Annotated in this window: 20 protein-coding genes; 5 read left to right on the top strand and 15 right to left on the bottom strand. The window is 44.8% G+C overall.

Annotated features, from left to right (window positions below):
- Window positions 1-25 precede the first annotated feature (25 nt).
- On the top strand, window positions 26-1,021 hold the full coding sequence (locus ACKTT9_RS29685; protein WP_407868795.1) for an ABC transporter substrate-binding protein: 996 nt from the start codon (window positions 26-28) through the stop codon (window positions 1,019-1,021).
- The gene (locus ACKTT9_RS29690; protein WP_407868796.1) at window positions 1,022-1,813 is read left to right on the top strand and encodes a hypothetical protein; all 792 of its coding nucleotides are present in this window, start codon (window positions 1,022-1,024) and stop codon (window positions 1,811-1,813) included. It abuts the gene before it with no gap.
- Between the two features lie 64 nt (window positions 1,814-1,877).
- Here the strand turns inward: ACKTT9_RS29690 and ACKTT9_RS29695 are convergent, their stop codons facing one another.
- The 5 genes from ACKTT9_RS29695 to ACKTT9_RS29715 all read right to left on the bottom strand — a co-directional run bounded on the left by ACKTT9_RS29695 (window position 1,878) and on the right by ACKTT9_RS29715 (window position 7,343).
- Window positions 1,878-3,509 (bottom strand): extracellular solute-binding protein, encoded by a 1,632-nt coding sequence (locus tag ACKTT9_RS29695; RefSeq protein WP_407868797.1) that lies wholly within the window; start codon window positions 3,507-3,509, stop codon window positions 1,878-1,880.
- A gap of 78 nt (window positions 3,510-3,587) precedes the next feature.
- Window positions 3,588-4,448 carry a carbohydrate ABC transporter permease gene (locus ACKTT9_RS29700; RefSeq protein ID WP_127454928.1) on the bottom strand — a complete coding sequence of 287 codons (861 nt, stop codon included), beginning with the start codon at window positions 4,446-4,448 and terminating at the stop codon, window positions 3,588-3,590.
- Between the two features lie 13 nt (window positions 4,449-4,461).
- Entirely contained in the window at window positions 4,462-5,430 is a 969-nt protein-coding gene (locus tag ACKTT9_RS29705) for an ABC transporter permease (protein ID WP_407868798.1), read from the bottom strand.
- A 46-nt stretch (window positions 5,431-5,476) separates the two neighbouring features.
- A complete protein-coding gene (locus ACKTT9_RS29710; protein ID WP_407868799.1) occupies window positions 5,477-6,637 on the bottom strand; it encodes a Gfo/Idh/MocA family protein in 1,161 nt (386 codons plus the stop codon).
- A 19-nt stretch (window positions 6,638-6,656) separates the two neighbouring features.
- Window positions 6,657-7,343, bottom strand: coding sequence for a GntR family transcriptional regulator (locus ACKTT9_RS29715; RefSeq protein ID WP_157318893.1), 687 nt, complete (start codon window positions 7,341-7,343; stop codon window positions 6,657-6,659).
- A gap of 358 nt (window positions 7,344-7,701) precedes the next feature.
- Here ACKTT9_RS29715 and ACKTT9_RS29720 point away from each other — a divergent pair, with 358 nt between their 5' ends.
- Window positions 7,702-8,634 carry a helix-turn-helix domain-containing protein gene (locus ACKTT9_RS29720; RefSeq protein WP_407868800.1) on the top strand — a complete coding sequence of 311 codons (933 nt, stop codon included), beginning with the start codon at window positions 7,702-7,704 and terminating at the stop codon, window positions 8,632-8,634.
- A gap of 105 nt (window positions 8,635-8,739) precedes the next feature.
- Here the strand turns inward: ACKTT9_RS29720 and ACKTT9_RS29725 are convergent, their stop codons facing one another.
- From ACKTT9_RS29725 to ACKTT9_RS29740, 4 genes are all read right to left on the bottom strand, one after another.
- Window positions 8,740-9,477: a polysaccharide deacetylase family protein gene (locus ACKTT9_RS29725; RefSeq protein ID WP_407868801.1), complete on the bottom strand. Its 738-nt coding sequence runs from the start codon at window positions 9,475-9,477 to the stop codon at window positions 8,740-8,742.
- A gap of 236 nt (window positions 9,478-9,713) precedes the next feature.
- Window positions 9,714-11,009 carry a hypothetical protein gene (locus ACKTT9_RS29730; protein WP_407868802.1) on the bottom strand — a complete coding sequence of 432 codons (1,296 nt, stop codon included), beginning with the start codon at window positions 11,007-11,009 and terminating at the stop codon, window positions 9,714-9,716.
- 18 nt (window positions 11,010-11,027) lie between these two features.
- On the bottom strand, window positions 11,028-12,260 hold the full coding sequence (locus tag ACKTT9_RS29735) for an oligogalacturonate lyase family protein (RefSeq protein WP_407868803.1): 1,233 nt from the start codon (window positions 12,258-12,260) through the stop codon (window positions 11,028-11,030).
- Between the two features lie 15 nt (window positions 12,261-12,275).
- Window positions 12,276-13,661 (bottom strand): hypothetical protein, encoded by a 1,386-nt coding sequence (locus ACKTT9_RS29740; RefSeq protein WP_407868804.1) that lies wholly within the window; start codon window positions 13,659-13,661, stop codon window positions 12,276-12,278.
- Between the two features lie 161 nt (window positions 13,662-13,822).
- Here ACKTT9_RS29740 and ACKTT9_RS29745 point away from each other — a divergent pair, with 161 nt between their 5' ends.
- Both ACKTT9_RS29745 and ACKTT9_RS29750 read left to right on the top strand, forming a co-directional pair.
- A complete protein-coding gene (locus ACKTT9_RS29745) occupies window positions 13,823-14,683 on the top strand; it encodes a helix-turn-helix domain-containing protein (protein WP_407868805.1) in 861 nt (286 codons plus the stop codon).
- 45 nt (window positions 14,684-14,728) lie between these two features.
- Window positions 14,729-16,942, top strand: coding sequence for a helix-turn-helix domain-containing protein (locus ACKTT9_RS29750; RefSeq protein ID WP_407868806.1), 2,214 nt, complete (start codon window positions 14,729-14,731; stop codon window positions 16,940-16,942).
- Window positions 16,943-16,944: 2 nt separating this feature from the next.
- Here ACKTT9_RS29750 and ACKTT9_RS29755 read toward each other — a convergent pair whose 3' ends face one another.
- From ACKTT9_RS29755 to ACKTT9_RS29780, 6 genes are all read right to left on the bottom strand, one after another.
- Entirely contained in the window at window positions 16,945-18,411 is a 1,467-nt protein-coding gene (locus tag ACKTT9_RS29755) for an arylsulfatase (RefSeq protein ID WP_407873143.1), read from the bottom strand.
- Window positions 18,412-18,445: 34 nt separating this feature from the next.
- Entirely contained in the window at window positions 18,446-19,309 is an 864-nt protein-coding gene (locus ACKTT9_RS29760; protein WP_407868807.1) for a carbohydrate ABC transporter permease, read from the bottom strand.
- 14 nt (window positions 19,310-19,323) lie between these two features.
- Complete coding sequence (locus tag ACKTT9_RS29765) at window positions 19,324-20,244, bottom strand: ABC transporter permease (RefSeq protein ID WP_407868808.1); 921 nt, start codon at window positions 20,242-20,244, stop codon at window positions 19,324-19,326.
- 86 nt (window positions 20,245-20,330) lie between these two features.
- On the bottom strand, window positions 20,331-21,860 hold the full coding sequence (locus tag ACKTT9_RS29770; protein WP_407868809.1) for an extracellular solute-binding protein: 1,530 nt from the start codon (window positions 21,858-21,860) through the stop codon (window positions 20,331-20,333).
- Between the two features lie 460 nt (window positions 21,861-22,320).
- Window positions 22,321-24,456, bottom strand: a complete 2,136-nt coding sequence (locus tag ACKTT9_RS29775) for a DEAD/DEAH box helicase (protein ID WP_407868810.1) — start codon at window positions 24,454-24,456, stop codon at window positions 22,321-22,323.
- A 14-nt stretch (window positions 24,457-24,470) separates the two neighbouring features.
- A complete protein-coding gene (locus ACKTT9_RS29780) occupies window positions 24,471-25,799 on the bottom strand; it encodes an ATP-binding protein (RefSeq protein WP_407868811.1) in 1,329 nt (442 codons plus the stop codon).
- Between the last annotated feature and the right edge of the window lie 4 nt (window positions 25,800-25,803).

A 25,803-nucleotide genomic window follows, 5' to 3' on the forward strand; every position in this document is an offset into this window, starting at 1 on the left:
GTAGAGGGAAGAGGAATGATTACAAATGCTTAGGAACAAATATATGGGATATCTCCTGACCATCTTTATAATACTTATGTTATCAGCTTGCGGTACGGGGAAGGAAGCAGGCCAGCAAGTACAACCGAGTACAAATCCCAATTCACCTGCAGCTACAGCTGCTAATCAAACCACAAGAACCATAACCCATCTGAAGGGTACAACCGTCATCCCTGCTAAAATTAATAAGATTGTTGTCCTTTCAGCAGCTTATATCGACCACCTGTTAACCATTGGCGAAAAGCCGGCCGGCGTAAACAACGAAGTCCGTTATGGCGGAGATTATCTTCCATATTTATCTAAACAATTACAAGGTGTTCCCCTTGTTGGATCAGCAGACAAGCCTAATCTTGAGGCTATCTTGGCAATTAAGCCGGATGTCATCCTTGTTGAGAGCCGTACTGCTGCTACTACCTATGATCAACTTCAGAAAATCGCACCGACCATTGTGATGGGAAATGAGTGGCAAGAGTATGAGAGCAATGTTAATTTTTGGAAAAAGGATATCATGACGATCGCTGAAATGTATGACAAAGTGGATGTAGCAAAAGCGAAAATTGCCGAGCTTGAACTTAAAGTAGCAAAAGCACGTGACCAAATTAAAACATTGAAAAATAAGAATATGGCTTACCTGCGCGTTAGAGAAAAAAATCTTCAGCTATATGCACAAAATGGACATCCGACCAACGTATTGCTCTATAATGACCTAGGATTTACGCCGACTGCACTTACACCCAAAGATAAACGTATTGATCTATCTATGGAAAAAATTCCTGAAATCAATGCAGACTATGTTCTACTAGAGACGGATCCTAACGCCAATGACAATTTAAAGAATCTGAAGTCAAGCCCTCTCTGGAAAAACACCCCAGCCGTTACGACAAATAACATATATGAAACGGACTCTTTCTGGTTATTTAAAGGTTGGGGTGTCATCGGCCGTGGCGAAATTATCGATGACATCATGAAGATCATTAAGTAAATGATGATGAATAATAGCGACAGCGACGATGCATTTATTTACTCCATGCAAAAATATTTCGTCACATCTCTTCGCAACGGCAACGAATCGTCATATCCCTATTCAGCCATGGATCTATTGCAGGAATCTTCTCTTTCTTGCATCTTTACTCAGCAGTCTTCTCTGTTAGGTAATGCTGAACTCATTGTTACAGGCACTCTATTTGCTAAGCGATATTCCGTATTTATTAGGGGCCTCATTGCATCAGCAAGTCTTCATGATACTTTGCTATCAGCATCTCCCAACCACGTCAGGTTCCGTTTGACTCAGGGCGGTGCTATGGCATATGAGACGGAAATTTTGGAAAGATCTCTTCTACCTGCGTCTCTTACTCTGGAACGAGATCTCCAATTTAAAGAATATGTGCAAAATCTGCAAAATCATACGGAGTCACTTTTCCAAGCAATAGCCTTGCACACAGGTGCTAACATCAAAGTGATGTGGGCACTTGTCACTCATAATTTGCGGCAGCTCTATGTTCAGCTAATGAGCGATCAGAAGCACTGGCAAACAAAGAACCGTTTGGAACTAATACGGAGAGATCAGACGCTTGTGTTTGAACCACGAATCGATAATCGATTTGCCATTAAGTTAAATATTTTTGAGCATCCGGATTGGCAGGGTCCGATCTTGTATTTACGGCCATACTGCTGCTTGGCTTATCAAATTGATTCTGGTACAGCGACTCGTGATTACTGCACAACCTGTCCCAAACTAGATCCAGAAGAAAGACTACTTCTGCTCAACAACTAGCAACAGATAAAAGCCGAACTTGGGTAAATCCCATGTCCGGCTTTTATCACGTTTAAACTCTCACTTATTTACCATTCTGAGCTTTGTAATTCTTTATAAATTCGTCTTCAACTGCCTTCCCGCCCTGATCCATGTACTGTTGAACCAATGATTTGTACAAGCCATCGACTTCAGCCGGTTTAGCAACAATTAGTTTTGCAAGCATTTGTGCCGAAAGGTTCTTAAGCGCTGCGTTGTTTTTGGCATCAGCTGCATTCGGTATGGAATAGAAGTAGCCGGCATAATAGTCCACCATACTTACTTTCAAAGCATTCTCTGCATCCTTTTCATAACCAGGATATCCTGTAGAAATGGCTGCATCATTCTTTTTCTGATCACCAAGTTCAATCCCATTGGATAGGATGTCATAGTCCAGGTTGTTAGCAACCGTCATCATTTTATCTCCGGTATTTGTCGTCCCTGTCTGTTTTGGAACGTCATTCACCATGTTGTAGTCTACGCCTTCCTGACCGTTCTGAAGGAAGAGGGTTACCTTAGGGTCGCTCATCCAGTTGAGGTATTGTACGGCAAGGTCAACATTTTTGCTTGTTTTAGGAATGATGATATACATACCATTTGGGCTGTACCCGTTCTTAGGATGTTTGCCCGCATCATTTTGCCATGGATCGATTGGAACAAGTTGAGCACCAGGAACATTTTTAACCAAATTGGCATAGGTGCCGGGAGCCGTTCTGTACGGACCATCCCAGTTCGTTTGGAATGCTCCCACTTTTCCGTTGGAAATATCTGCGTCCAGCAGTTTTCCATCTTTGTCAGTTGCAAAGTTCGGGCTAATCAAGCCGGCATTATACATTTTGTTGACATACCCAACCGCTTTATCAAATCCCGGCATACTCCAGTTGGCCAACCAGATCGATTGCGGCTGAAGGGTAGCAAACTGTTCTTCCGTAAGATTAGATGGTTTAAAGGCTTCTGGTATGAAACTTAATCCGGGATTTAATGGCTGCAGGGAATAACCGTACGGGATGACACCGCTTACACCTCCAGGATTCTTCTCTTTAAATGCAACCATGGTGTCATAGAATTGTTGCGGTGTAGTAGGAACAGGAAGCCCCAATTTATCAAGCCAATCTTTACGGATAAAAGTGTTTGAACTTGCAAGAACAGTCCTCTTGCCCGGTATAGAATATTGCTTGCCATTAAACTTTCCATATTTTAATACATCATCGCCCAGATATTTTGTGAGTGTAGATCCATACTGCTTGAGAACTGGATCTAATTCTGCCAAGCCACCTTGCTGTACATAGTTGTAAACAACACCTTGATTGTACGTGAAGGTAATGTCAGGTGCCTGGCCAGATGCCATCAATACGTTCAATTTGTCTACTTCCTGGGCTCTAGGAACGGAAACAAATTTTACTGTGGCATTAAACTGTTTGCCGAAATTATCGTTGATATACTTCGTCCAGAAGTTATCATTCAAATCCGGCTGTCCGGGTTTACCTCTGTCGAAAACTTCGACAGTTAATGTGCGATGTTCTTTTGTAGCACCTGCTGCAGCCGTTTGTGTACCAGCGCTTGCTGTAGCAGTGGCGTTTGTGCCGGTTGGCGAACTACTCGTGCAGGCGGATAATGTAGAAGCAAGTAATAGGGCGGCCAAAGAAAAACCGATAGATCTTCCTGTCTTTACCTTCAAAGAACCCAACTCCCTTTTTTAAATTAATCGTATATAAACTCGCGAAACAGATGAAATCATCCATTTCACAAACCCATATCAGCCTTTAACGGCACCAATCATAATACCGGATACAAAGTATTTCTGAAGCCACGGATACACAAGAAGAATTGGAATTGTGCCAAACATAATACTTGCCGCTTTCAACGCCTCGGAAGGCAGATTTACAATAAGATTCTCGCCGGACATCTGCTGTGAGAGATTGATAACGTTATACAGCTTAAGCTGTATCGTATAGAATTTCTGGTCAGTAATGTAGAAAAGAGCATCCTGAAAATAGTTCCACCGGAATACGGCATACAGTAAACTGACTGTGGCAAGTGCCGGCTTGGAAAGAGGCAGCACGATTTTGATCAAAATCTGCAGCTCATTGCATCCGTCCAGGTGTGCAGCTTCCTCCAGACTTTCAGGCAAGCTTTGAAAAAACGATTTCAATATGATCATGTAGTATACGCTCATCATACCCGGGAGAATCAATGACAATGGCGAGTCCAAGAGGCTCAGATTCTTTACATTGAGATAATCCGGAATCAACCCGCCGCTAAAATACATGGTAAACACCATCAATAACAATAAAACATTTCTGCCTTTAAGCCTCTTTTTGGTCAACGGATACGCTGCCAATATGGTAACGGTCAAAGATACGAGCACAAATACGGCCGTCAGAATGATCGTATAAAACAAGGAGTACAACATACCAGCATCCCTGAAAACAACTTTATAAGCTTCTATATTAAAGTCTATGGGGTAGATGGTAACAGCTTGGGATATAATCGCCGTGTTAGAGCTAAGTGATTGGGAGAGAATATAAAGAAAAGGAACCAGACATATAAAAACCGCAATTAATATAACCGTTGCTGCTGTATAGTCAATCATTCTATTCTTAAACGTATGTGACATTGTCGATGCCTCCTCACCATATTCCGTTTTCCCCTAATTTACGGGAAATAAAATTAGAGGTTACCAAGAATATTAAGCAAATAACAGACTGGAACAAGCCCACAGCTGCACCAATTGAAAAGTTCGCAGATTGAATCCCTACACGATAAACATAGGTACTGATAACATCAGCATAATCCATAACAAGGTTGTTTTGAATGTTGAATGGACGATCGAAGTTAATAGCCATAATATTACCGAGCTGCAGGATCAGAAGGATCGCAATGGTTGGTCGGATACCTGGCAGCGTAATATGCCATATCTTTCTTAATCTTCCTGCTCCGTCTGCATCTGCGGCTTCATACAACTGTTTGTCAATTCCCGTCATAGCAGCAAGATACAAAATTGTCCCCCATCCTGCATTCTGCCATACGCCAATTAAAGAATAAGTTGCCACCCATACATATTTGTTCGTGAGGAATGGCAACGAATGCCCACCCATATGGCCAATTAAGGAGTTTAACATACCTGTGGGAGAAAGCAGCTGAGTAACAATACCGCCAATGATAACCCAGGAAAGGAAATGCGGCAGATACAATACGGTCTGGCTAATCTTTTTGAACTTATTCCATACCAGTTCATTTAATAAAATGGCCAAAATAATCGGCGCTGGAAATCCCAATATTAAATCCAAAAAGTTCAGCATCAACGTATTTCTAACAACCTGAAAAAATTGCGGTGATGAAAAGATTTGCTTGAATGTTTCAAAGTTATTCCAGGGACTCATGTTAACGCCCTGAAAAATGTTGTAATCCTTAAAAGCAATCTGTATGCCATACATAGGTGCATATTTAAATGTCACGATATATGCAATAGGGACTAGCAGCATTAGGTAAAGCATATAATCAAGTCTTATATAATACGACAAGCCTTTCTTTTTTTGCTGCGGTATGGCGACGCTCTTCTTCTTATCCAGAGCAACACTACTGTTCATTGCCTGCATAAACGACTACCTCCATTTCACTGGTTTCTCACCTTGCCCAGAACAGTTACTTCTTATAATCGCTGCCGAGAGTAATGTCGTTCTTCGAGAAGGAAACAACCGATGAGGTCTTCTCGTAAAAATGCGGTGCGTTCGCGAGCAAGCTGTCTCTTGAATAGAATACGCTGTCTTTCGTTAAAGGCAGGCTTACACTCTTGCCTGCAGTCGCCGCTTCATAGATGGCGGTAATGAGCTCGAGCGTTTTGCGTCCTTCACGGCCGTCTATGAGTACCTCCAGTGATCCGCTTTCGATCGCCTTCATCACATCGTCAATTTGTCCAGCGTGCCCGGTGTATGGGAGGTCTTCCATGCTGTTGTACGTGTTCTCAAGCTCTTCCTCGAGATCCGTGTTCCGAATCGGAAATCCGTTTTCCTTGGAGGTGGAGGCATAAACCTTCCAGGGTGCGGAAATTCTCGCCTTTTCCCCTTGGAATATAAGCTGCTGTTCTTCTCCGTGATGCACGACAGAGCTTGTTATTTGTGCCAGGCTTCCGTTACCGTAAGAAAGAATGGCTACGGAGATGTCCTCGACTTCCGCATTATCATGCGAAGTATTGCTCATCACCGCCTGGACTTTATCCGGCATCCCCATCGTCCACTGCAGCATGTCAATATGATGAACGGCGTGGTTCAGCGTACAGCCGCCGCCTTCCTTTTCCCAAGTGCCTCTCCACCACAAATCGTAATAGCAGTGCCCTCTCCACCAGTGGGAATCAACCTGTGCATGCACGACTTTGCCTGCCTTTCCGGTGTCGAGCGTGCGCTTCAGCCTCATGATAGGATCCCTGAATCGGTTCTGCCCGATAACGGACAGTATACGATTCGACTCTGAAGCCGCTTCCAACATGCGGTCGCATTCTTCCAAGGAAGAAGACATCGGTTTCTCTACCAATACATGCTTGCCAGCTCTCAAAAAGTCGATAGCGATTTGCGCATGCGTATACGGCGGGGTGCAGATCGAAACCAGATCAATATCGCTGTCCAGCAGTTCACGATAGTCCTCTTCGACCCTGCAATCGAGCTGGAATTTCTCTTTATGCCCAGCTGCCTTTTCCCTGTAAATGTCGCATAACGCAACGACTTCGCATCTTCCTTTGAACGAGTTTGCATACGCTTCCAAATGCGCATTTGCGATACCGCCGGCACCGATCACGGCTACTTTTATCATCGTCTTTCACTCCTTTGATTTATTTGAAAAATTTGGTGTGCTTCAGCTTCAAATTTTCTTTTTCAATCAAGAGCAGCTCCAAATGATCTTTTATCATTTTCTCCGCTTGGTCGGGATCTTTCTCCTTGATGGCACGAACAATGCCGTGATGCTGGGCCAATATTATTTTCCAGTCGGAATCGGAAGCAAGCCGTAAAATTCGAATGCGGTTGTCATGCGTTGCCATTTGTTGAATGAGTCCCCACGTACGGCCCCGGCCGCAGCCGATCATAATCGATTTGTGAAACTCTTCATCGAGCTCAAACAGACGCCCATAATTTTGTTCGGATTCGCATAGTTCTTGCAGCGAGATGAGATTTTGCAGATGAAGCACCTGTTCCTTGTCAAGCAGCTCACACGCTTCTCTAACAACGGCGGATTCCAAAGTTTTTCTAACAAATCTGGATTCTTCCGCATGCTGCAAATCGATCAGCGATATGATGGAGCCCTTCTGAGGAGTCGTTTCAATTAATTCTTCCTGAGTCAGTTTAACCAATGCTTCCCGAATTGGCGTCCTGCTCACTTGGAGCATTTCGACCAGTTCTTTCTCCGAGATAAACCGCCCCGGTTCGAGTCGCAGCTCCATGATGTTTTTCTTCAAGGTTTCGTAAACGAAATCCCGGATTAGTCCTCTTTTGTCTCTTGAAATGTCAATTTGAATACTCATAAGATTCCTCCAGCCCGACGAGCCGCCATTCATCTTTGAAGCACTTTCAAAAAAGCGCTTACAAAAATATAAGATGACTAGTTACCCTAGTATACCAGCTTGATTACAGTGAGCCGGATCGCTTTAAGAAATCGGCCACCCTCTGATTCGTTCATCCAGCCAGCAGATGCTGACGATGCCTTGCGATTACATAATTAGCTGCCTTTGACCTGTGATAATACTAACATACCACTACTATATTGGAGTTGACGATGCGCTAATCGTTTACAACATTTACCCATTTCTTGCATTCACTCCCGATTGAAAGCGCTGTATAAATGGTGTAGAATAGATCGAAAAGCAAGGGGGGACGTATACAATGTCTGAAATGATCGCCGATATGGTTGAAATAGGCAGGCTTCCCGACGTTCGAATGTCCTTTCACCTGATGGGGCTGCATGTTCGCGATGTGGGTCCCAGTTGGACCTATCCATCCCATGAACATCCGATGTACGAGCTTCATTGGGTGATCGAAGGGGACATGAAGATGATGATTGAAGGTCAAATTTATGATCAAAAAAAGGGAGATCTGCTTTTCATACGTCCGGGAATCATTCATTCATGCAAGTCCGCAGGCTCTCGTGGCTTCACTTATTTTTGCATCCATTTCAGCGTAGCAGATCCCGCTTTCTCCAAAGAGCTGGAGCGCCGTCAAGCCACCTGCTACGAAGCCTCCTCTCCCTTTGTCAAAGAATTGGCTCCATTTTTAACAGAATTATGCAATTTTGCCACTGAAAACAAAAATCGATCGCTTTCTGCTGCAAAAAACATGAAAATGTACGCAGCCGTGTTTGAGCTTTTGGGAACGTTGGTGGAACAACTGTCCCAGACCGACAACGTCGTGCTTACGAAAAAGGAATTACTGGCCAGCCGCATCGCCGAAAACATTGGATCTTCGATCCGAAGCAGCCTGCTTCATGGCCAAGTGGAAGACAACGAAAGAAAATTCGTCCAAGATATAGCCGAATCCCTGAATCTCAGTCCATCCCAGGTGAATCGGGTATTTCAACAGGTTTACGGGAAAGCTCCCCGCAAATATATGTCGGAAATTTTGTTAAGCGAGGCACAACGCCTGCTGCTTCAGACTGATCTGTCCATCGATCATATAGCCATGATACTCGGGTATAAAACAAGCGCCCACTTCAGCCGCCAATTCAAGCGTTGGATCGGAATTGCGCCATCTGTCTATAGAGGCACTGCCGAAATGGACGAAAGTCCCCCTCTGAAACCTCCATCTCCTCAGAAAACTTAATGATTTACATTCCCCAATGGCGATAACCGGCAGCCTCCTACACGACTCAAAAGGCTGTTAGCCTGCTAAATATCGCAGTCTAACAGCCTTGAAATAAAGGTGAAATTAATTGGCAGCAAGTAGTTCTGGAACCGTCACTAAGGTATAACCCTTTTGTCTCAGATAGGAGATAATTTGAGGAAGCGCCTCTACCGTGTTACCGAGTTTCCCATGCTTCCCGCCTGCAAAGTGCTGAAGAATTATTGCGCCTGGTCCAACTTCTTTTCGTACATTGCTTAGAATTTGCGGAACACTTTTCCCATCCCAATCTAACGTATCTACGGACCAACCGATCACTTGATGGCCAGATTTCATAGATGCATTAAGAACCTGCGGAGAAACCGCACCATAGGGTGCCCGAAATAAGGTAGGGGTTACACCTGTAATTTGCTTAATCATGTCATCCGTTGATCCAATTTCACCCTCAATCTTATCGGCAGTCGCGTCAGAAAGATTGACATGATCCCACGAGTGGTTACCGATAACATGACCTTCATCTACAACCCTTTTCAACATTTTCGGATGTTCTTTCGCATGTTCTCCGACTACGAAGAAAGTCGCTTTCACCTGCTCCTTCTTCAATATGTCCAAAATGAGCGGCGTATATTTTTCATCAGGACCGTCATCAAAAGTTAAAGCCACTTTAAGCCCGTCTTTTTTCACATTATTGATGACTACAGCACTTTCACTTTTTTGCTCACTATTAGAATCATCTATTTTCTTTATCACTTTTTGTTGGGGTTCTATGTGTACAGGTGAGATGACTTGTGTATTAGGTAAAGAAACTAAACTTTCAGGTTGCACGGAATGGCTGCACCCGGTCGTTCCTAATATAACAAATAGGATTAGTGCGGTTAGGCTAACTTTCATTTTTGTACCACTTCTTTCTGCCACTCTAATTGCTAAACTCAGACAACTAATTAAATATACTATAAATGCTTAAATTTATGTACTACATTTCTCATTTTCGATTGTATAAAAAAATGACCCTATCGAGTCAGGTATCTTCTCGATAGGGTACAATTTAGTTGGTATTACATCTAGTAACCACCAGCAAAACGGTCGGTGACTTGCTTGTCGGGGCGCGCCTGTCCCATCGCCCGCTCCATAAACCTCGTTCTTTTCTCCTGCGTAACGGCTGCTGCCAACTGTGCTTTATCCTGATCCCCTTGATGTACATCATTAATGATCCATTTTTGTCCGAACCCAGCATGAACGACCTCGTCTGCCCAATCGAAATCCTGAAACGTCGTCATCAACGGATCCTGAACCTTATCGCGACAAAACTCCCACTCTTCCCTCTTCCCCGGAGGATATTTCATGGCCGCCTTTTCTATGGCAATCGTAAGGTGGGTATAAGCTTCGTCAATACTATCAAATTCGTTTACGCACATTTCGTAAAATCCAATCCAATTTGGAATGTCGTAAATATTCCTTCCTTTTGCCCGTAACGCAGCTTCCCCGAACCAGGAATGACGGGCCTCGTCCCACAGATGGCGAGCCACATCGTAATGAAAGGCCCATGGCTTGCTATCCGCACTGAAATAGATGTATGCGAGTGCCTCGGTTGCCGTCATTTCATAAAACCGGTGCAGCATCATCGCCTCAAACCGGCCTGCGTCGTTGTCCTCGAACGTCATTCCGTCGAACTTGCGCCGGTTTGTCTTAAAACGGCTGTCCCGGATCGAAACATTCGGCAGCTCAAACGAAACGGCTAGTTCGGGCATTAAGGGCTCATGCTCCGTCCGTGGCTCCGTACCACTGACGCCACCAGCTCGCTGCAGCAAATTCTCGAGAAGAGATTTCCACTTCTCAGCATCCTGGCGTTCCTCTTCCGAGGCGGATTGAAGCAGCTCCGTGGCGGCTGATTGGCCCCAGTCGATTTGCATCTGCCGGTCAAGTTGCTGATGCCGGAGCATCGTGATGGTCGGCTCGTCGACAATAGGCTGCGCTCGCTGCAAATAATCGTCGATGGCCTCTAGCTGAGCCGGCTTCACCACTTCAAACAACGCAATTAACAAGGTTAATGTGCTTGCGGAATCGAGCACTTGATTCGTCAGCTGTTCGAGCGCGATGTCGGGACACTTGTCGAAAGCTGCCGTGCTCAGTCGCAGTTGCCTGCAGCGATTGCGGCATTGCTCATTGAAGGAAGCATCTTGCCACACCAGTCGGGCTAATGCGCCTTTGAGCTCATATTCCGGCCGGGCGATCAGATGGCCGGCTTCGATTCTTGCCAGCCGCCGATCGATGTAAGCGAGCCGGTGCAGCCGGTTGGCTGATTCGGCTACGGACATGCCAATTTTGTCCCACTGCTCTATTCCCATAAAAGGATGCATGGTATAACCCCCTTTAATTTATACAGTTTCGTGCAAATCAACGATATAGATATTGCCTTGTGTCCGTTCATTATGAGTATCCGAGGTAAAAAGAACGTACTGGTCGTTATGGCTGAAAATCGGATGCGGATGCACGTCCTGCACAGAGAAGCTGCTGTTGTGGAGACAGAGAAGTGTCATGTCCAGCTTGGCCTGCAGCCAATCTATCCGGCACAGATGAATACTGTGGGCATTAATAATGCCGTCAGTCACAAGCAGCGAGTCGTCTGTGCTTGTGGTGAAATGTCCATAAGCCGTCATATCAGGTGAAAAGCTTACTTCCATGTACTTCTCTTCCCGTGAACCCATATAACCGACAAAGCTGACAATCGGCTCTTGCTCTTTCGCTACTTCCTTCATCGCCGGGTCGTTTGGAACGCCACGGGTTCCGTGATAAATCACCGCATGATCTTGATTCGCCCACATTTCATGGCAAATCCACAAAGACGGTCCCCCGTTCGATTGATCCCTCACCTTCGAGATCTTCCCGTGATCATACAGCCAAATGCGCTGATCGACCATCCCGCCTTCATGGTTGAACAGGATGATTCGCGGATCGTTCGGGTGAAACTGTACGTGCGTCACCCAGCCCTGGTGCGTAAAATTGTAGAGCGTTTCCCCTGAGATCGTATCGATGACGACGACTTGTGAGCTTATGTTGTCCCGCTTCACCTTTTCCCGAATTAAGCTGAAAGGATTACCATCTCCAACCTCAAACGCTGCTGAATTGATATAAGGAACGCAAGCGTATCGTCCGTCACCAGACAAATGCGTAAATCCGGTCATCACGTTTGCCGGCAGTTGATAAATGACCCTTTCCTCCAGCCCGTTTACATCGAGCAATCGAACCTCGTTACCTTGAATATATAGCAAAAGACCTGTTGCAGGAGCAAAGCTAGGGCTTGCTTTGGCGAAACCGCGGTACGGATTGCCGTCATAGTACACATAACTTTTCATTATGCCGTCACTATTGTCTGTAAGTTGAACAGCAGAACCGTCTTCCAGCGACAGCTTGAACACATTCGGATTGCCGCTGCCCAGGTCGCTGATATATAGAATCTGCCGGTTATCCTCGGTAAAGCTGCTGCTCGTAAAATATAAATGATGATGATTTCCAGGCAGAGAAGTGAGCTGAGTCACAGTCCGCCCTGTTAACGCATCCTTGCGTTTCTGTAATTGATGTTTGAAAATGGTACCTTTGACCGTATTCACTGCTTCCACTCCCCTCTAGTTAAAAAAACGCGGCAGCCAGCTCCGATTCGCCCTTAGCAAGCTGTCAGCCAGCTCCCCGAGCTCGGAGAAATCAGCGAGCCCGCTAAGTGGATCAAGGCTTAACGCCTCGATCAACGTCTCCCGGCTGCCCTCCAGCGCCGCTTTCAATGTAAGCTCATGCACATCGGCGTGAAGCCTGCATAGACTGCCGACCGGACCGGGCAGATCACCCGAAGCCCACGGGTGAATCCCGCTTGCTCCAACAGTGGCGAGTGTCTCCACGATGACGTCCTTAGGCATGTTTCCGATTTGCCCTTCGTTCGGAACGTTAACAATCGCGGGCGTCTCGCCGCCAGTGACAACAGCCTTCATGATTTCCGTCATTTCTTCGCCGGATCGCTGCCAGGAAACCTCCTTCACGCCGCTTGCCAGCTGGCGGATCGTGTCCAGCTGATGCACCTTCGTCAAGCGCCTGGCGTCTACCGTCGTTTTAAGCACGCCGTATTTCATGCCGTACCCGTTTCTCACATTGCACAGACTTGGATAGAATTCGATCAGATGACGGTCGCCTGCCAGCGGCAAGTACCCAAACTGACGGCATAATGCAAGCTTCGCTGCGCTTTTGTTGTGAAAGGAGTCATTCTGTCCTGCTGCTCCTTCGTCTTCAATTTCCCAATGTTCACGGGCATATGCGCGGATTCGAGGCCGTACATCCTGGCCATTAAGCTCTGCCTTCGTCAGCCAGATGAAATGGTTGACCCCTGCAACCTTATAATGAAACCCTTGCTCCGGAAGCCAACGGTACAGATAATCGGTCACGTTCATGCCCTCAGGTTTGGGCAAACCAAGCATCGGGCCAAAATATTTCGGAGCCGCATGCAGCTCATGGCACATGCCGACGACCTTGACACTCTTGGCCGCCTTATTCATAGCCCTGGTGACGACGCTCATGGGATTCGTCACATTGAACAGCCAGGCACCCGGACATATCTCCTCCATTTCCTGCACAAGCTCGTAGGCAACTGGTGCCGTACGCAGCGAAGCGGAGATGCCGCATGGTCCAACCGTCATCGATACCGGCTGCCGGATGCCGTATTGGATCGGCAGCTCCAGATCATTCCAGAACGCATCCATCGCTCCTGGACTGAACGTCGTCAGTACGAAGTCCGCTCCTTGCAGCGCTTCCTTCCGATCATCCATAATGCGGATCTGGTATTCCTTGTTACGAAGTCTATTAAATGTGTGCAGCATAGCGGCTACAGCCTCAACATGCTCGCGGTTCGGGTCGACCAGTCTGATTTCGCCACCTTGAATCTCGTCCAACAAATACACGTCCCGCATGAGCCCCGCCATCCAGTTGACGCTCCCGCCGCCGATTATCGTTAAATTCATAGAATCCATCTCTTTCGCCTCCAGAGAGTAAGAGCTTGATATTTTCGGATTAAGCGTACCATCCGAGCCGTGAGAGCGTCTTCAATTATCTTGTTTTTCTCCCCATACATTCACCTATCTTGCTATAATATATTTATAGTGCTGTCGTTACTTAAGGAGGGAGCCTGCAATTGGACCGGACGACCATGTCGAACTACGATGTTCCTTATGACCGAACCCCGCCTTTCTCCATAAGCTATACGCATGATAGGGAAATCGGGAAAAAACCAGTCATTCACCATTATCATAATGCCTTCGAGCTTGATTTCTTTGTCAAAGCGGACCTTGAAATATTCGTAAGGGACAATAATTATACGATCCGGGACGGCGACTTCTTTTTCATTAACGAATACGAGATCCATCGGATCCACTACCAGCCGAACCGCCCCTATGCAAGATATGTGATTAATTTCAGCAAAGAGTTCATTCAAGGAATACTTCGAGAAGCCGGGCTGGAGCCCACCTTGGACTGGTTAATTCATCAAGGTCCACGTAAGGTGGAGACGAAGCTGGAGCAGCGCAGCGCACTCACGTCTCTCTTCAAAACGGTGGTGTCCGCGCATGAATTGAACGATTGCGATCCGCTAGCCGAGGCCAAGGTAAAGCTGAATTTACTTCAGCTGCTAATCCGATTTAAAGAGCTGGCAGACCAGCAGCAGCCGTCTCCTGCCTTTAATCCGCACATTAGGGGACTGATCCGCTTTATCGATGAACATTACGCTAAACCAATCACCCTGGAGCAACTCCAAGCCGAATTTGGGCTGAGTAAATATTACATAAGCCATTTGTTTAAAGAGACGACCCATTTTACAGTATTCGAATATGTGTTAAACCGAAGAATATTAGAGGCCAAAAAACTATTGGAGCAAACGGAGCTTTCCATTATTGATGTTGCCCTCGGCTCTGGGTTCAATAACCTGCAGCATTTCTATCGGATTTTTCAGCGTCATGTAAAGCAAACACCTCTGCAATATCGCAGAGGTGTGAGGTGAGATCCTAATTTTTTGAATGTATAAAGATCGAAGGGAGACAACTGTGTGGGCACGCTATGGAGACCGAATACATTCTTCTTCAAAATCTTTACAAGCTTTTCAATCGTCATTTTGCTTCTCGTTTCCGTGAATTACATCACTTCTTCTTACTTCCGAAGTAAAGTAGAAGGAGAAATCATTCGCTACAATCAAACAACACTGGATCAAACTGTCGATGGGTATGAAAACTATTTAAAAACACTAAGAGGTATGTTATCCAATCTGCTCTTTGACGATAAAATCTCGACCTTGCACAACCAATTTGCACAGAATTCTCCTCAGCAAGTGGATTATTTGAAGGTGGAAGAGGTGCTTGGACAGCTGCGTTCCAATGTGTCGAATTCTTCTTTTCATTTGGACAATCTTATCATCCTCTTCAACTCCGGCATTGTACTCGAAAAAGAAGGGATCAGCGCAAGTGATCGGATGTTCAGTCGTTTTTATGTCTCTGAGCATTACCCGACTTCTTTCTGGCTAGCGCAGCTTACGGAAAGCAACTTCAAGGCGAAGATGCTATCCATGGATACGTTTCAAATTGGACTTGCACCACAATCCAGCAATTTAATTCCGTATGTCGTTCAAAACGAACAAAATCACTTTATCATTATCGCGCTCATAAAGGCCAACAACCTATATGACGATCTTCAGCGGACAGTGAATTCCACCTTCGTCATCAAAGACGATCAACAACAAATCTTCAGCACAGATCGAGCCCCATCTACGGATCCGAGTACCCACTTTTATTCCTTTTCCGAAAAGGGTAAATTCTCAGGTCTCACTTATGACATGTATGTGCCAAATGAAAATATCCATGAGCAAACCATTCAGATGAATGTGACGCTAATCTTCATTTGCTTGATTGCCCTATTCGCAAGCCTGTTGATTTCCTATCTGTTCAGCACCAACATTCATCGGCCGGTTAAACAAATCTTGGTCTCCATGGAAGAGCAGTCTTCTGTACTTCCGCAAAGCAAAATCATGGAATTCAATGCAATCAGCCAGAAATTTCGTGATTTGACGGAGGAAAAGAGCGAAGTGCAGAAAGAATTAGTCAAAAAATCGAAATTACTGACGAATTACGGGTACATCAGTAAGCTGAAAAACATTCAATCGGATCTGAAAGAATGGAATGACTTCCCCGTCATCAGCGGCTCGATCCTCATGATTTTGTACCGCCTGGATTTCAGAAGTACGATGCCAGAGCAGATGACGGCTTTCACCGAAAAGGCAGCCGCCTACTACACCCAGTTCATCGACATGATTATGAAAGAAAACTTCAAGCTGTCGCATTCCTTCCAACCGGAGACGAACGAAATTCTTACGCTAATCTTTGCCGATACAAATCGGGAGCTAGTGCGCCAAACGATGAACTATTTCAAGCAAGTCTTCGATAAGGACAGCCACATATGTCTCATTACGATTACCGTCGGCTCGGTCTTTGAATCTTCCTCTGACATCAAGACCTCCTATCAAGAAGTGCTGGATATGGCGAATGGTGCCAAGCTGATGGAGGAGACACAAATCATCTATGAACATCCCGTTCATACGAATCCGTACGTCTTATCCGTTATTCAAGAGCAGCAATTTAATGCCGCCCTTCAGAACGGTGATCTTGCAGCTTGCTTACAGCTTGTGAATTCCATGTATGCCGTAATGGTTAATAAAGAAGCGAAATCACTGCAATACAAGCAATTTTCAGAAATGATGGTTGCCAAAACGATCCATAACATGGAACATTTGGTTATTAAATCCGACTATCTTTCTACGGCTAGCATAAATTCACTATTCAAAGAGCTCAAACATTGTGACACGCTCGATCAATACAAAGCATTTTTTGCTTCCTTTTTTCAAAAATCGATTGTCTTAATTCAAGATAAAAAGGCCGAAAAAGACGAAACCATCGATTTCATTATCAATTTGCTCGAAAACGACTTTACGCCAGAGCTATCGCTGGAATGGATTGCCGATCGGTTGAATCTTACCTCTTCTTATTTATCGCAATATATTAAAGATAAAACGGGCATGACCTTCAGCGATCACCTGAATCAGGTGCGTATTCGAAAAGCCAAACAACTTTTAGTGAGTACCGAGCTTAGTATTAACGAAATCAGCGAGGCCCTCGGCTACCAGAACGGGACTTCCTTTATTCGCATGTTCAAGAAATCAACCGGAGATACGCCTGGTGGCTATCGTAGAAAGAAAGGTATGGACACCGAATAATGTTATTTCCAGGCAGCGAACCCTGCGCGTTCTTTTCTTGCCATGTAATGCGGCGAAACAATCGGCGGGGCGCCGGCCTGGCATACAAGCCTATTATTTTCTACCAGTCCGGCATTCCGCTCATCCAAGATCACGATTAATTCCTGCCGCCATGTATCCAAGATCGAACTGTGATCCGCATCCCTCGCCAAGTCCCTGCACTCGCCCTTATCGACTTGCAAATGAAACAACTGTTCAGCGCCTGTGCGAGGGAACCAAATATATTTCCACTTGCCATCCGTCAAATAATGCATTTCATTGTCATCGGCATAGCAAGCACAGTGTTCGCCATGAATGAAGTTTCTTCCCTTCACTTGCTCTCCCCGCATAGCCCCCAGCAGATTTACGCCGTCCATACTGTCCGGAATGGCTGCACCGACGGTAGCCAAACAAGTCGGCATGATATCCTCCAGGCAGACCGGCACATCTGATCGGCTCACATGATTGAAGCCTTTGCCCCTCGGATACCGAATGATGAACGGAATGTGGGCAGAGCCTTCATAGGCATACGTTTTACGCCATAGATTGTGGTCTCCGAGCATATCTCCATGATCGGAGGTGAAAATAATTAATGTTTCATCTAATAAACCCGAGTTTCGTAAATAAATAAGCAGCCGCCCAATTTGGCTGTCGATATGCGAAATTGCGCCATAATAGCCCGCCCGCGCCCGATGCGTTTCTTCTCCGCTGCGCTTTCCACGCCATGCATCCGGTTTTGCAGCGTCCTCCGGGACGTCATGAAGGCATGACCAGTCACCGAGAAATGGCTGCGGCAGCTTTTTCGCTTTGAACAAATCGTAATAGAATTGCGGCGGATCATACGGCGAATGCGGACGCGCAAACGATGTTTTAAGAAAGAAAGGCTTCGCCGGGTCCCGTTCCTTCAGAAACTTAATCGATTCATTGACAGTCCAATTGGACGGATGTAAAAATTCCGGCGCATGGTACGGCCTTGCCATCCAGGAATTCCAATCAATGCCATGGTCTACGAAACCATAGTCGCCTGTTTTACTTTTTTCAAACCATTGCAGATAGTCCGATAGGAAGCCTACCGATTCCACTCGACCGGATTCGTCCAATACGGTATTGTGAAAGCCGTTCAGCGTACGCTGCGGCCAGAAATGCATTTTGCCGACTCCTTGGGTATGATAGCCAACTTTGGCTAGTTCGCCTGGCAGCGTATGCGCAAAGCCTACCCCCATCGGGCCTTGTCCTCGTCCCATCCCTAAAACACCGGTATGCCATGGCTTCATGCCTGAAATTAGCGACGCCCGCGCTGGCACACAGGAAGGCGATGTTGTATAGGCATGTTCAAACACCGTGCCTTCTGAAGCCAGCCAATCCAGATTCGGCGTATACGCCGCCTCGTTCCCATAGCAGCCTAACGTATCCCAGCGTTGTTGATCCGTCATGATTAAAAGTATATTCATTGGCTTCAATGCCGCACTTCCTTTCCTTTTTCGATCATCCTTTTACAGAACCGATTAATGCGCCTTTAACAAAATACTTCTGAATGAATGGATAGATAACGAGAAGCGGCAGCGTGGATACCATTATCGTTGCATATTTCAGCGCGTCTTCTGCAATAATCAGACTGTCGGAGACAGCCCCGCCATCCCCGTTAAATTGTCCGGCCAGAACAATCTGGCGTAAAAAAACTTGCAACGGGAACAGTTCTTCTTTTCTAAGATAGAGCAGCGGCCCCATAAAATTGTTCCAAATCCCGACCGCATAGAATAAACCGATCGTGGCCAGCGCCGCTTTGGACAGCGGCAGAACGATGCGCAGAAAAATTCCAATCTCCGAAAGTCCGTCCAGCTTGCCGGATTCCTCAAGCTCCTTCGGAATACCGCTGAAGAAAGTTCGAATAATGATGAGATTCCACGTGGTAACGACCCCGGGGAGAACCATCGCCCAAATCGTGTTGACGAGACCATAAGACTTGACGACAAGAAAGGTCGGGATCATCCCGCCGTTGACGAACAAGGTTGCAAGGACAATAAACGTAAACGTTTTATGGAAAACCATTTCTTTTTTGGAAAGCGCATAGCCCCCCATTGATGTTACAAGCAAGGAGACGACGGTCCCCAGCGCCGTATAAATAATTGTATTTTGATAGCCGGTGAAGATGCGTCCGTCTTTAAATACATACTTATACATGTCCAAGTTAATTCCTCTCGGCCACAACCAGACATCCCCCTGCAAGACATGTGCGTGATCACTTAATGAAATCGAAATCATATACAGAAAAGGATATAGCGTACTGACAGCAGCTAACGCCAATATCACTGTATTGCAGGCTTGAAATATTGAGAAGCGTCTATTCATTCGGATTCCCGCCTTTACCACAAGCTATTTTCACTAAATTTTCGGCTGATTGTATTTGCTGTATAAACGAAAATAATGCTAATAATGCCCGTGAAAAGATCAATCGCCGTCGCATAGCTGTAATTGCCGTCCACAAGCCCAACTCGATAAACGTATGTGCTGATGATATCCGCCGTCTCATAGGTTACTGGCGTCGAGAGCAAGTAGACGCGCTCAAAGCCGATTTCGAGCAGACTCCCGATATCCAAAATCAACACGATCACGATCGCTTGCGAGATGCCCGGCAGTGTAATATGTCTCATCTGCTTCCAACGATTCGCGCCGTCAATCTTAGCTGCCTCGTAGATTTGCGGGTCAATACCCGTGAGTGCCGCCAAATAAATAATAGTCCCCCAACCAGCATGCTGCCATATTCCCGACGTGACGAAAATCGTTCGAAACCATCCCGGCTCCATCATGAAGGTAATCGGCTCGTGGCCGAAGAAGCCCAAGACATGATTCACAATCCCCACAGTTGGTGACAGAAACGTCACGACCATGCCCGCGACGACAACGTTGGAAATAAAATGCGGCAGGTAAGTCGCCGTCTGTACAAAACGCTGAAAGAGGCGATTCTTGATTTCATTGAGAAGCAGTGCGAGTACAATGGGCATCGGGAACCCAAACAGAATATTGTAAATGCCCAGAAGAAGCGTATTTCGAATAATTTTGTAAAAATCAGGATTTTCAAAAAACATGATGAAATATTTGAAGCCGACCCAATCGCTGGCCATCACGCCTTTGAACAGATTGTAGTTTTTGAAAGCGATGATAATACCGAAGATGGGGACATATTTGAACAGGATAAAATACAGAAGACAAGGTAGAAATAACATCAATAAATATTTATCGCGTCTGATCTTGCTGAATATACTTCCAGCATGTGCAGCTTTCAAATCGCATCATTCCCTTTCTTAGGTCCCATGAAAATACCCGCCGCAAAGGCTAGATTACCAAGCTATGCAGCGGGTACGGTTTGGTTTTACTTTTGGAAGCTGAGCGCACGATCGTAAGCTGCTTTATAGACGTCCAGTACTTTTTGAACTCCCAGCTTATTCATTTCCGCGACATAATCATTCCATTCGGTCATTTTCTTTTGTCCAAGAATAAACTTGGAAATTTGTTCGTCTCTATATTTATTAACGCTTTGACCGACTGTCGAGATAACCTCAAGCTCTTTATCCGTAAAAGCGATGCGAGGCTGCGATTTCGTTTCGAAATTACCTAGCTGCTTGTAGCCTTCTTGCAAATTACTCGAATCCAGCGGCCAGTAAGCATTCACATCGAGAACGGTATACGAACCAACCGTGGCAATGCCGGACTGAATACGCAAATCCGTCAAGCTTTTGTAGTCAGGCTTCAATTGTTTCTGTCCGTTCACGAAGTTGAATGTTTCGTTCTCTTTGCCCCAGCTTGCGGTTTGAATACCTTCCGGCGAATACAGGAAGTCGATATATTTAAGCGTTTCATCCAAATGTTTGGTGGTCGAAGCGATGGCAAATCCGTTGGGCAAATACGCGCTGAATGGATTCTTCTGAACCCCGTTCGCTCCGCCTTTCGGTGGCGCCATAAAGGAGAGACTAAGCTCCGGGACGACGCTTTTGACTTGAGCCGGAATTTCATCAACGTTACCGATGTAGTTCGCCGCAAGGAACGCCTTGTTCTGCGCGAATAGGTCGACATACTGTTTCTGGGTCATTGCCATGAAATCAGGGGGGATCAGGCCCTCACTGTAAAATTTATTGATATATCCGATCATTTCCTTGTAGCTGTCCTCGATCGGACCGAAACGCCATTCTTTTTTATCAAAATCATAGTACTGGGTGTTCATCGTGCCGAAGTTCGAAGCGATATTCGTAATCGAAGACAGCTTATCGAAGAAGGCAATCGGGTAGCTGCTTGGATACAGCGCTTTCAACTTCTTCGCAGTCTCATAGAGCTCATCATACGAAGTAGGCGGCGTCAAATTATTTTTCTTAAATACATCGTCGCGGTAAACCCATGAAATTCTTGAACGTTTCTCTAGACCCGCCATTGGGAAGAAGTAGCTCTTGCCGTCTGCTGACATTACGGATTGCTTCACATCCGGATTGCTGTTGAGGAATGCTTCATAATTCGGCATTTTCTTGAGATAATCCCAAATATTAACCAATGCGCCTTGATTTCCGTATTTATTGGCGACTTGTGTACTTGGAACGACTAGAAAATCCGGCATGTCGCCCGAAGATACCGCCAGGCTGATCGCCGTCTCATAGTCATTTGGCGGAGTCTCTACATCCAGCGTCACATTGCTTTTCTCTTTCAAGTACTTGTATACCTGCCAATTTTTGTTATACGGCCATGTGGGGTGATTGCTAGTCATCATTTTCAAGGTAACGGCTTCCGCAGGCTTGGAGGAAACTGCTGTCTTGTCTGTTGCGGCTGATCCTGGATTGCTTTGTGAAGAACAACCGGTAACCATGGCGATAACTAACGCTGTCCCTGCAAGTTTGGCAAATCCTTTTCTCCTCATATCGTGTTGCTCATCTCCCTTTACATTTTCTGTTCGTCAACTTCCCCATTAGCGTAGTATAACCGTTCTAAGTTGCATATCGACAGTATCTTTGTTTATGTGCCGCAGATGCGATACCTGAAATATGGTCAGTTAGTGATAAAATTGTTCATTGGCATAGCATAGCTTCCCTATAAATGCAAGAATTTGATGAATATTTCCTGGCACAATTTAAATAAGAAAAAACGTCAGGAAGTTTATCCTGACGGTCCTTTATAGGTTGCACGCACATCGGCATGTTGTACTCATATCCTCGAATACCATTATAGTACTCTGGTTACATCGCTCCTTCACAGCTTTCACATGTACACTGTGGAGGAACAGTAGGATCTCCTTTACTCCAAGTCGTAAAACTGTATACTCTTTAATTCAATAACTGGTCGTTTTATGTAACGACCTACCATCATCTAGATACCTTAAATTAGCATTTGAATACCACAAATTGCTTGTCTTTCAAAAACGCAATTGTCCCTTCAACATCCACCGTTGCAGATAAATGCATTTCTTTCTCTAACATTTCACTTAAATAAAATGAAAACTTCGTCCTGTATAGCTCATAGACAAATGTAACATCTAATAGCTCGTAGGAATTCCAATGCTTCTTGGTAATTGACTCCAGCAAATGAACGATCCCATCTACTCTTCCTACCAGCTTGAGATGTCCCATATCATTGGTTGTCACTTGCATTCCCATTGCTCTCAACATCCACATCAATGTGTTAGAGATCATGGTCCCTGCAAACAATTCAATGAGGCTTTCATTTTTACCAAGAAAGATAACTCTCTGCCCAGGAGTTACACTAAGTCCGGTGTAGGTTTCACGCATTCCTTTTAAATCCTTTACCCCAACGTCGTTCAAATAAGAATAAGTTTGGCTTGAACAAAGTACCTCTTGCATTTTCTCGCTGATTTTACGATGAATGGTTCCTCTAGATCCAAGGAACACAGGTCTCTTCGCATCAAACGCAGGGGCCACATAAACTTTGTCCTTATTATGATCTACCGTTTCAATAGACCAAAGCTTTCCGGCAAGAATGAGGTTATTCCCTACTTCAACAGCGGGTGTTTTATCTACAGCCCCGATTCTTTGATTCATATGAAATACATTAAACTCTTCTTGAACGGAAAAAACACTATAGAATTCCCTGCTTCGTAAGATTCTTTCTCCTTCTAGACCAACAATAAACTGCTGTGATCCTGGAACCAGTTCAAGATATTCTCTTTTGACCATATGTTCTAATAATTCTACAAAATGGCCACTTGGAATGGCTTGATAAACGGGGTTACGTAAAATCGAGTCCATCAAATCATCTAGCATCAACCCATTGCGCTCACAGCACAAAGACAATAACTGATGGAAGAGTACATCATAAGGCTTAGCATAAGCAAGAGGTGGCTCTACCCATTTCTCAAGAAACAACTCCGTTACTGCAATGGCATGAAGAAGATGGCTGGCTTTTGTTGTATACATCTGCAAAATTTGCGGCATACCTTCTCTTCTACCAGTTCTGCCTATTCGCTGTTTTAGGGAGGCAACCGAAAAAGTTGAATCAATCTGAATGACCATATCCATATTGCCGATATCAATGCCTAGTTCAAGTGTAGCCGTGCAGACTACAGACTTCGGTTTCTTTGTCATCTTTAATTTCTTTTCCACATATTCTCGTTCAGACTTATCAATAGATGAATGATGAACATGATAGTCCCTCGAAGCTCCTTCATTCTCTGCTAAACGATTCAAGAAAACAGCTGTTTCCTCTACCAATCCTCTGTCATTAGCAAAAATCATACTTGAATACTCTTTCGTAAGATTCCTAATGTCCTGATATAACTCCAACGGAAATTTACCTTGCTCTTCATTCGCATAATGGTGCAAGGCATAGAAAATCTCTTTATCGCCTTCGTCAGATTGTAGAATCTTTACTTGCTCAGGGTTCTCAGGAGATAACCAATCAGTAACAAAACCGTTTGGATCATTTACTGTTGCTGATAAGCCAATAATACGGACCTGGTTTGTCGTATATTCCTGAACTCTAAATAGTAACGACCGTAATTGCGCCCCCCTCTCTGTAGCCAAGAAGACGTGAATCTCATCAATGACGATATACGTGACTTGTTTCCATAAGTTCTTCAGATAACTGGTTCTATTAATGAATAAACTCTCCAGGGACTCGGGTGTTATTTGTAAAATACCAGTCGGTTTTTGAATGATTTTTTTTTTGTCATTTCCAGTTACATCACCATGCCATTTATGAACCGGAACATTAACATACTCACAAAGTCTTTCAATGCGATCAAATTGATCGTTAATCAAAGCTTTTAGCGGAGCTATATACAGAACCTTTAGGTGCTCCTGGCCAGACTGCTCAATCTCACTTAGGATCGGCAAAAAAGCCGCTTCAGTTTTTCCCGAAGCGGTTGCAGATGACAATACCAAATGCTTTGTAGTTTCCAATATGGCTGGAATCGCTACTTCTTGGATGGGACGCAAGGCTGGCCACTTTAGATCCCATACTGCTTTTTTAATTTTAGGGGATAGCAATTCAAATGCGGACATCTTAAGTGCTCTCCTTACTGATTCGTCTTTTGAAATCTTTGAAGTACATTCGTAGTATGTTCCGAAGATTGATGCAGTGAATCAGAAACCTTTGTAAAGATCGTAGTCCGGTCCATAGATGGATTCTGATGTAGTACATTTAGGGCTCCAATAAAATCTCTCACAACTTCCCCAGGAGTAATCAAGTTCTCTGCACCCGGCCGTGAATAGATGGCTAATAAAAAGCCCTTCAAATCTTGTTCCATTATACTTTCTTGGTAGCCATGGTGAAACGAGTGTATATTCGTGATTTTCTGAAGCAAAACAAACAATTCTTCTTTCCGCAGTGTTGATAAACGGATAACAGGCTGTGTCAAATCACGAAATTCTGCCGTTTCAAACTTGTTGGTTACTAAACGCCTCTTTAATGCTTCGTAGCTGAAGAGTCCTCTACGTTCGTCTTCGAGAAATTCAGAGGTACCTGCAAATGTCACATACATATGATCGGCTTTCCCTTGCGTAATATCGTTGAAGAGACTTAATATAACTTCATAGTTCTTTTCTCTGGTTTGAGGATGGGTAATTTTATATAAATTAATGGCCTCATCGAAATTAATCACTAATCCTGAGTATCCTACATGCGTCACAAACATAGAAAAAAGCTTTAAGTAATCATACCAGTTCTGATCATCTATAATATCCCTTACACCAAGGTCGTTTCTTGCTTCGGTCTTAGTTGAATATTCTCCCCGAAGCCAACGAAGTACACATGTTTGAAGGTGACGATTATCCTGGATATAAGCATCAAAATAACAGGTCAGTATTTTGGCAAAGTCAAACCCACCCACTAAGTTCTCAAGTTGAGACAAAACACTACTAATCCTCATCTTTACTGCTGCTACAAAATCAGGATCTTCATAGTTGATATCTGTTATGTTTTTCTCTTGTTGCACCGTAAATTGTACATTTGTTATCCATTGTTCGATAATGGTTTGTAGTGCTCCCCCATCCTGCCGAGTTGCAGTGGACAAGTTTTTCATAAATTCAGAGTAAGTCGCTATGGCCTTGCCTTCCCCACCATATAAACGTCTTTCAGGCGTAAAATCAACGTCGGCAACAACGAACTTCTCCTTGAACGCAATATGTCTTACAATCGATAACATAAAGCTCTTGCCACTGCCAAAATCGCCAATAAAAAATTTGATAACCGAGGCTCCATCTTTAACTTGAGATAGCTCATTAATTACTTGCTCCGTCTCTTGTCGGCGCCCCACAATAATGTGCTCCAAACCTGTTCGCGGCACCACTCCTCCTGCAAGTGATTGTAGAATAGCATTGCTATCTTTTTTCCTTATCACACTCATCCAC

It is taken from the genome of Paenibacillus sp. P36 (assembly GCF_045866505.1).
Classification (GTDB): domain Bacteria; phylum Bacillota; class Bacilli; order Paenibacillales; family NBRC-103111; genus Paenibacillus_E; species Paenibacillus_E chondroitinus.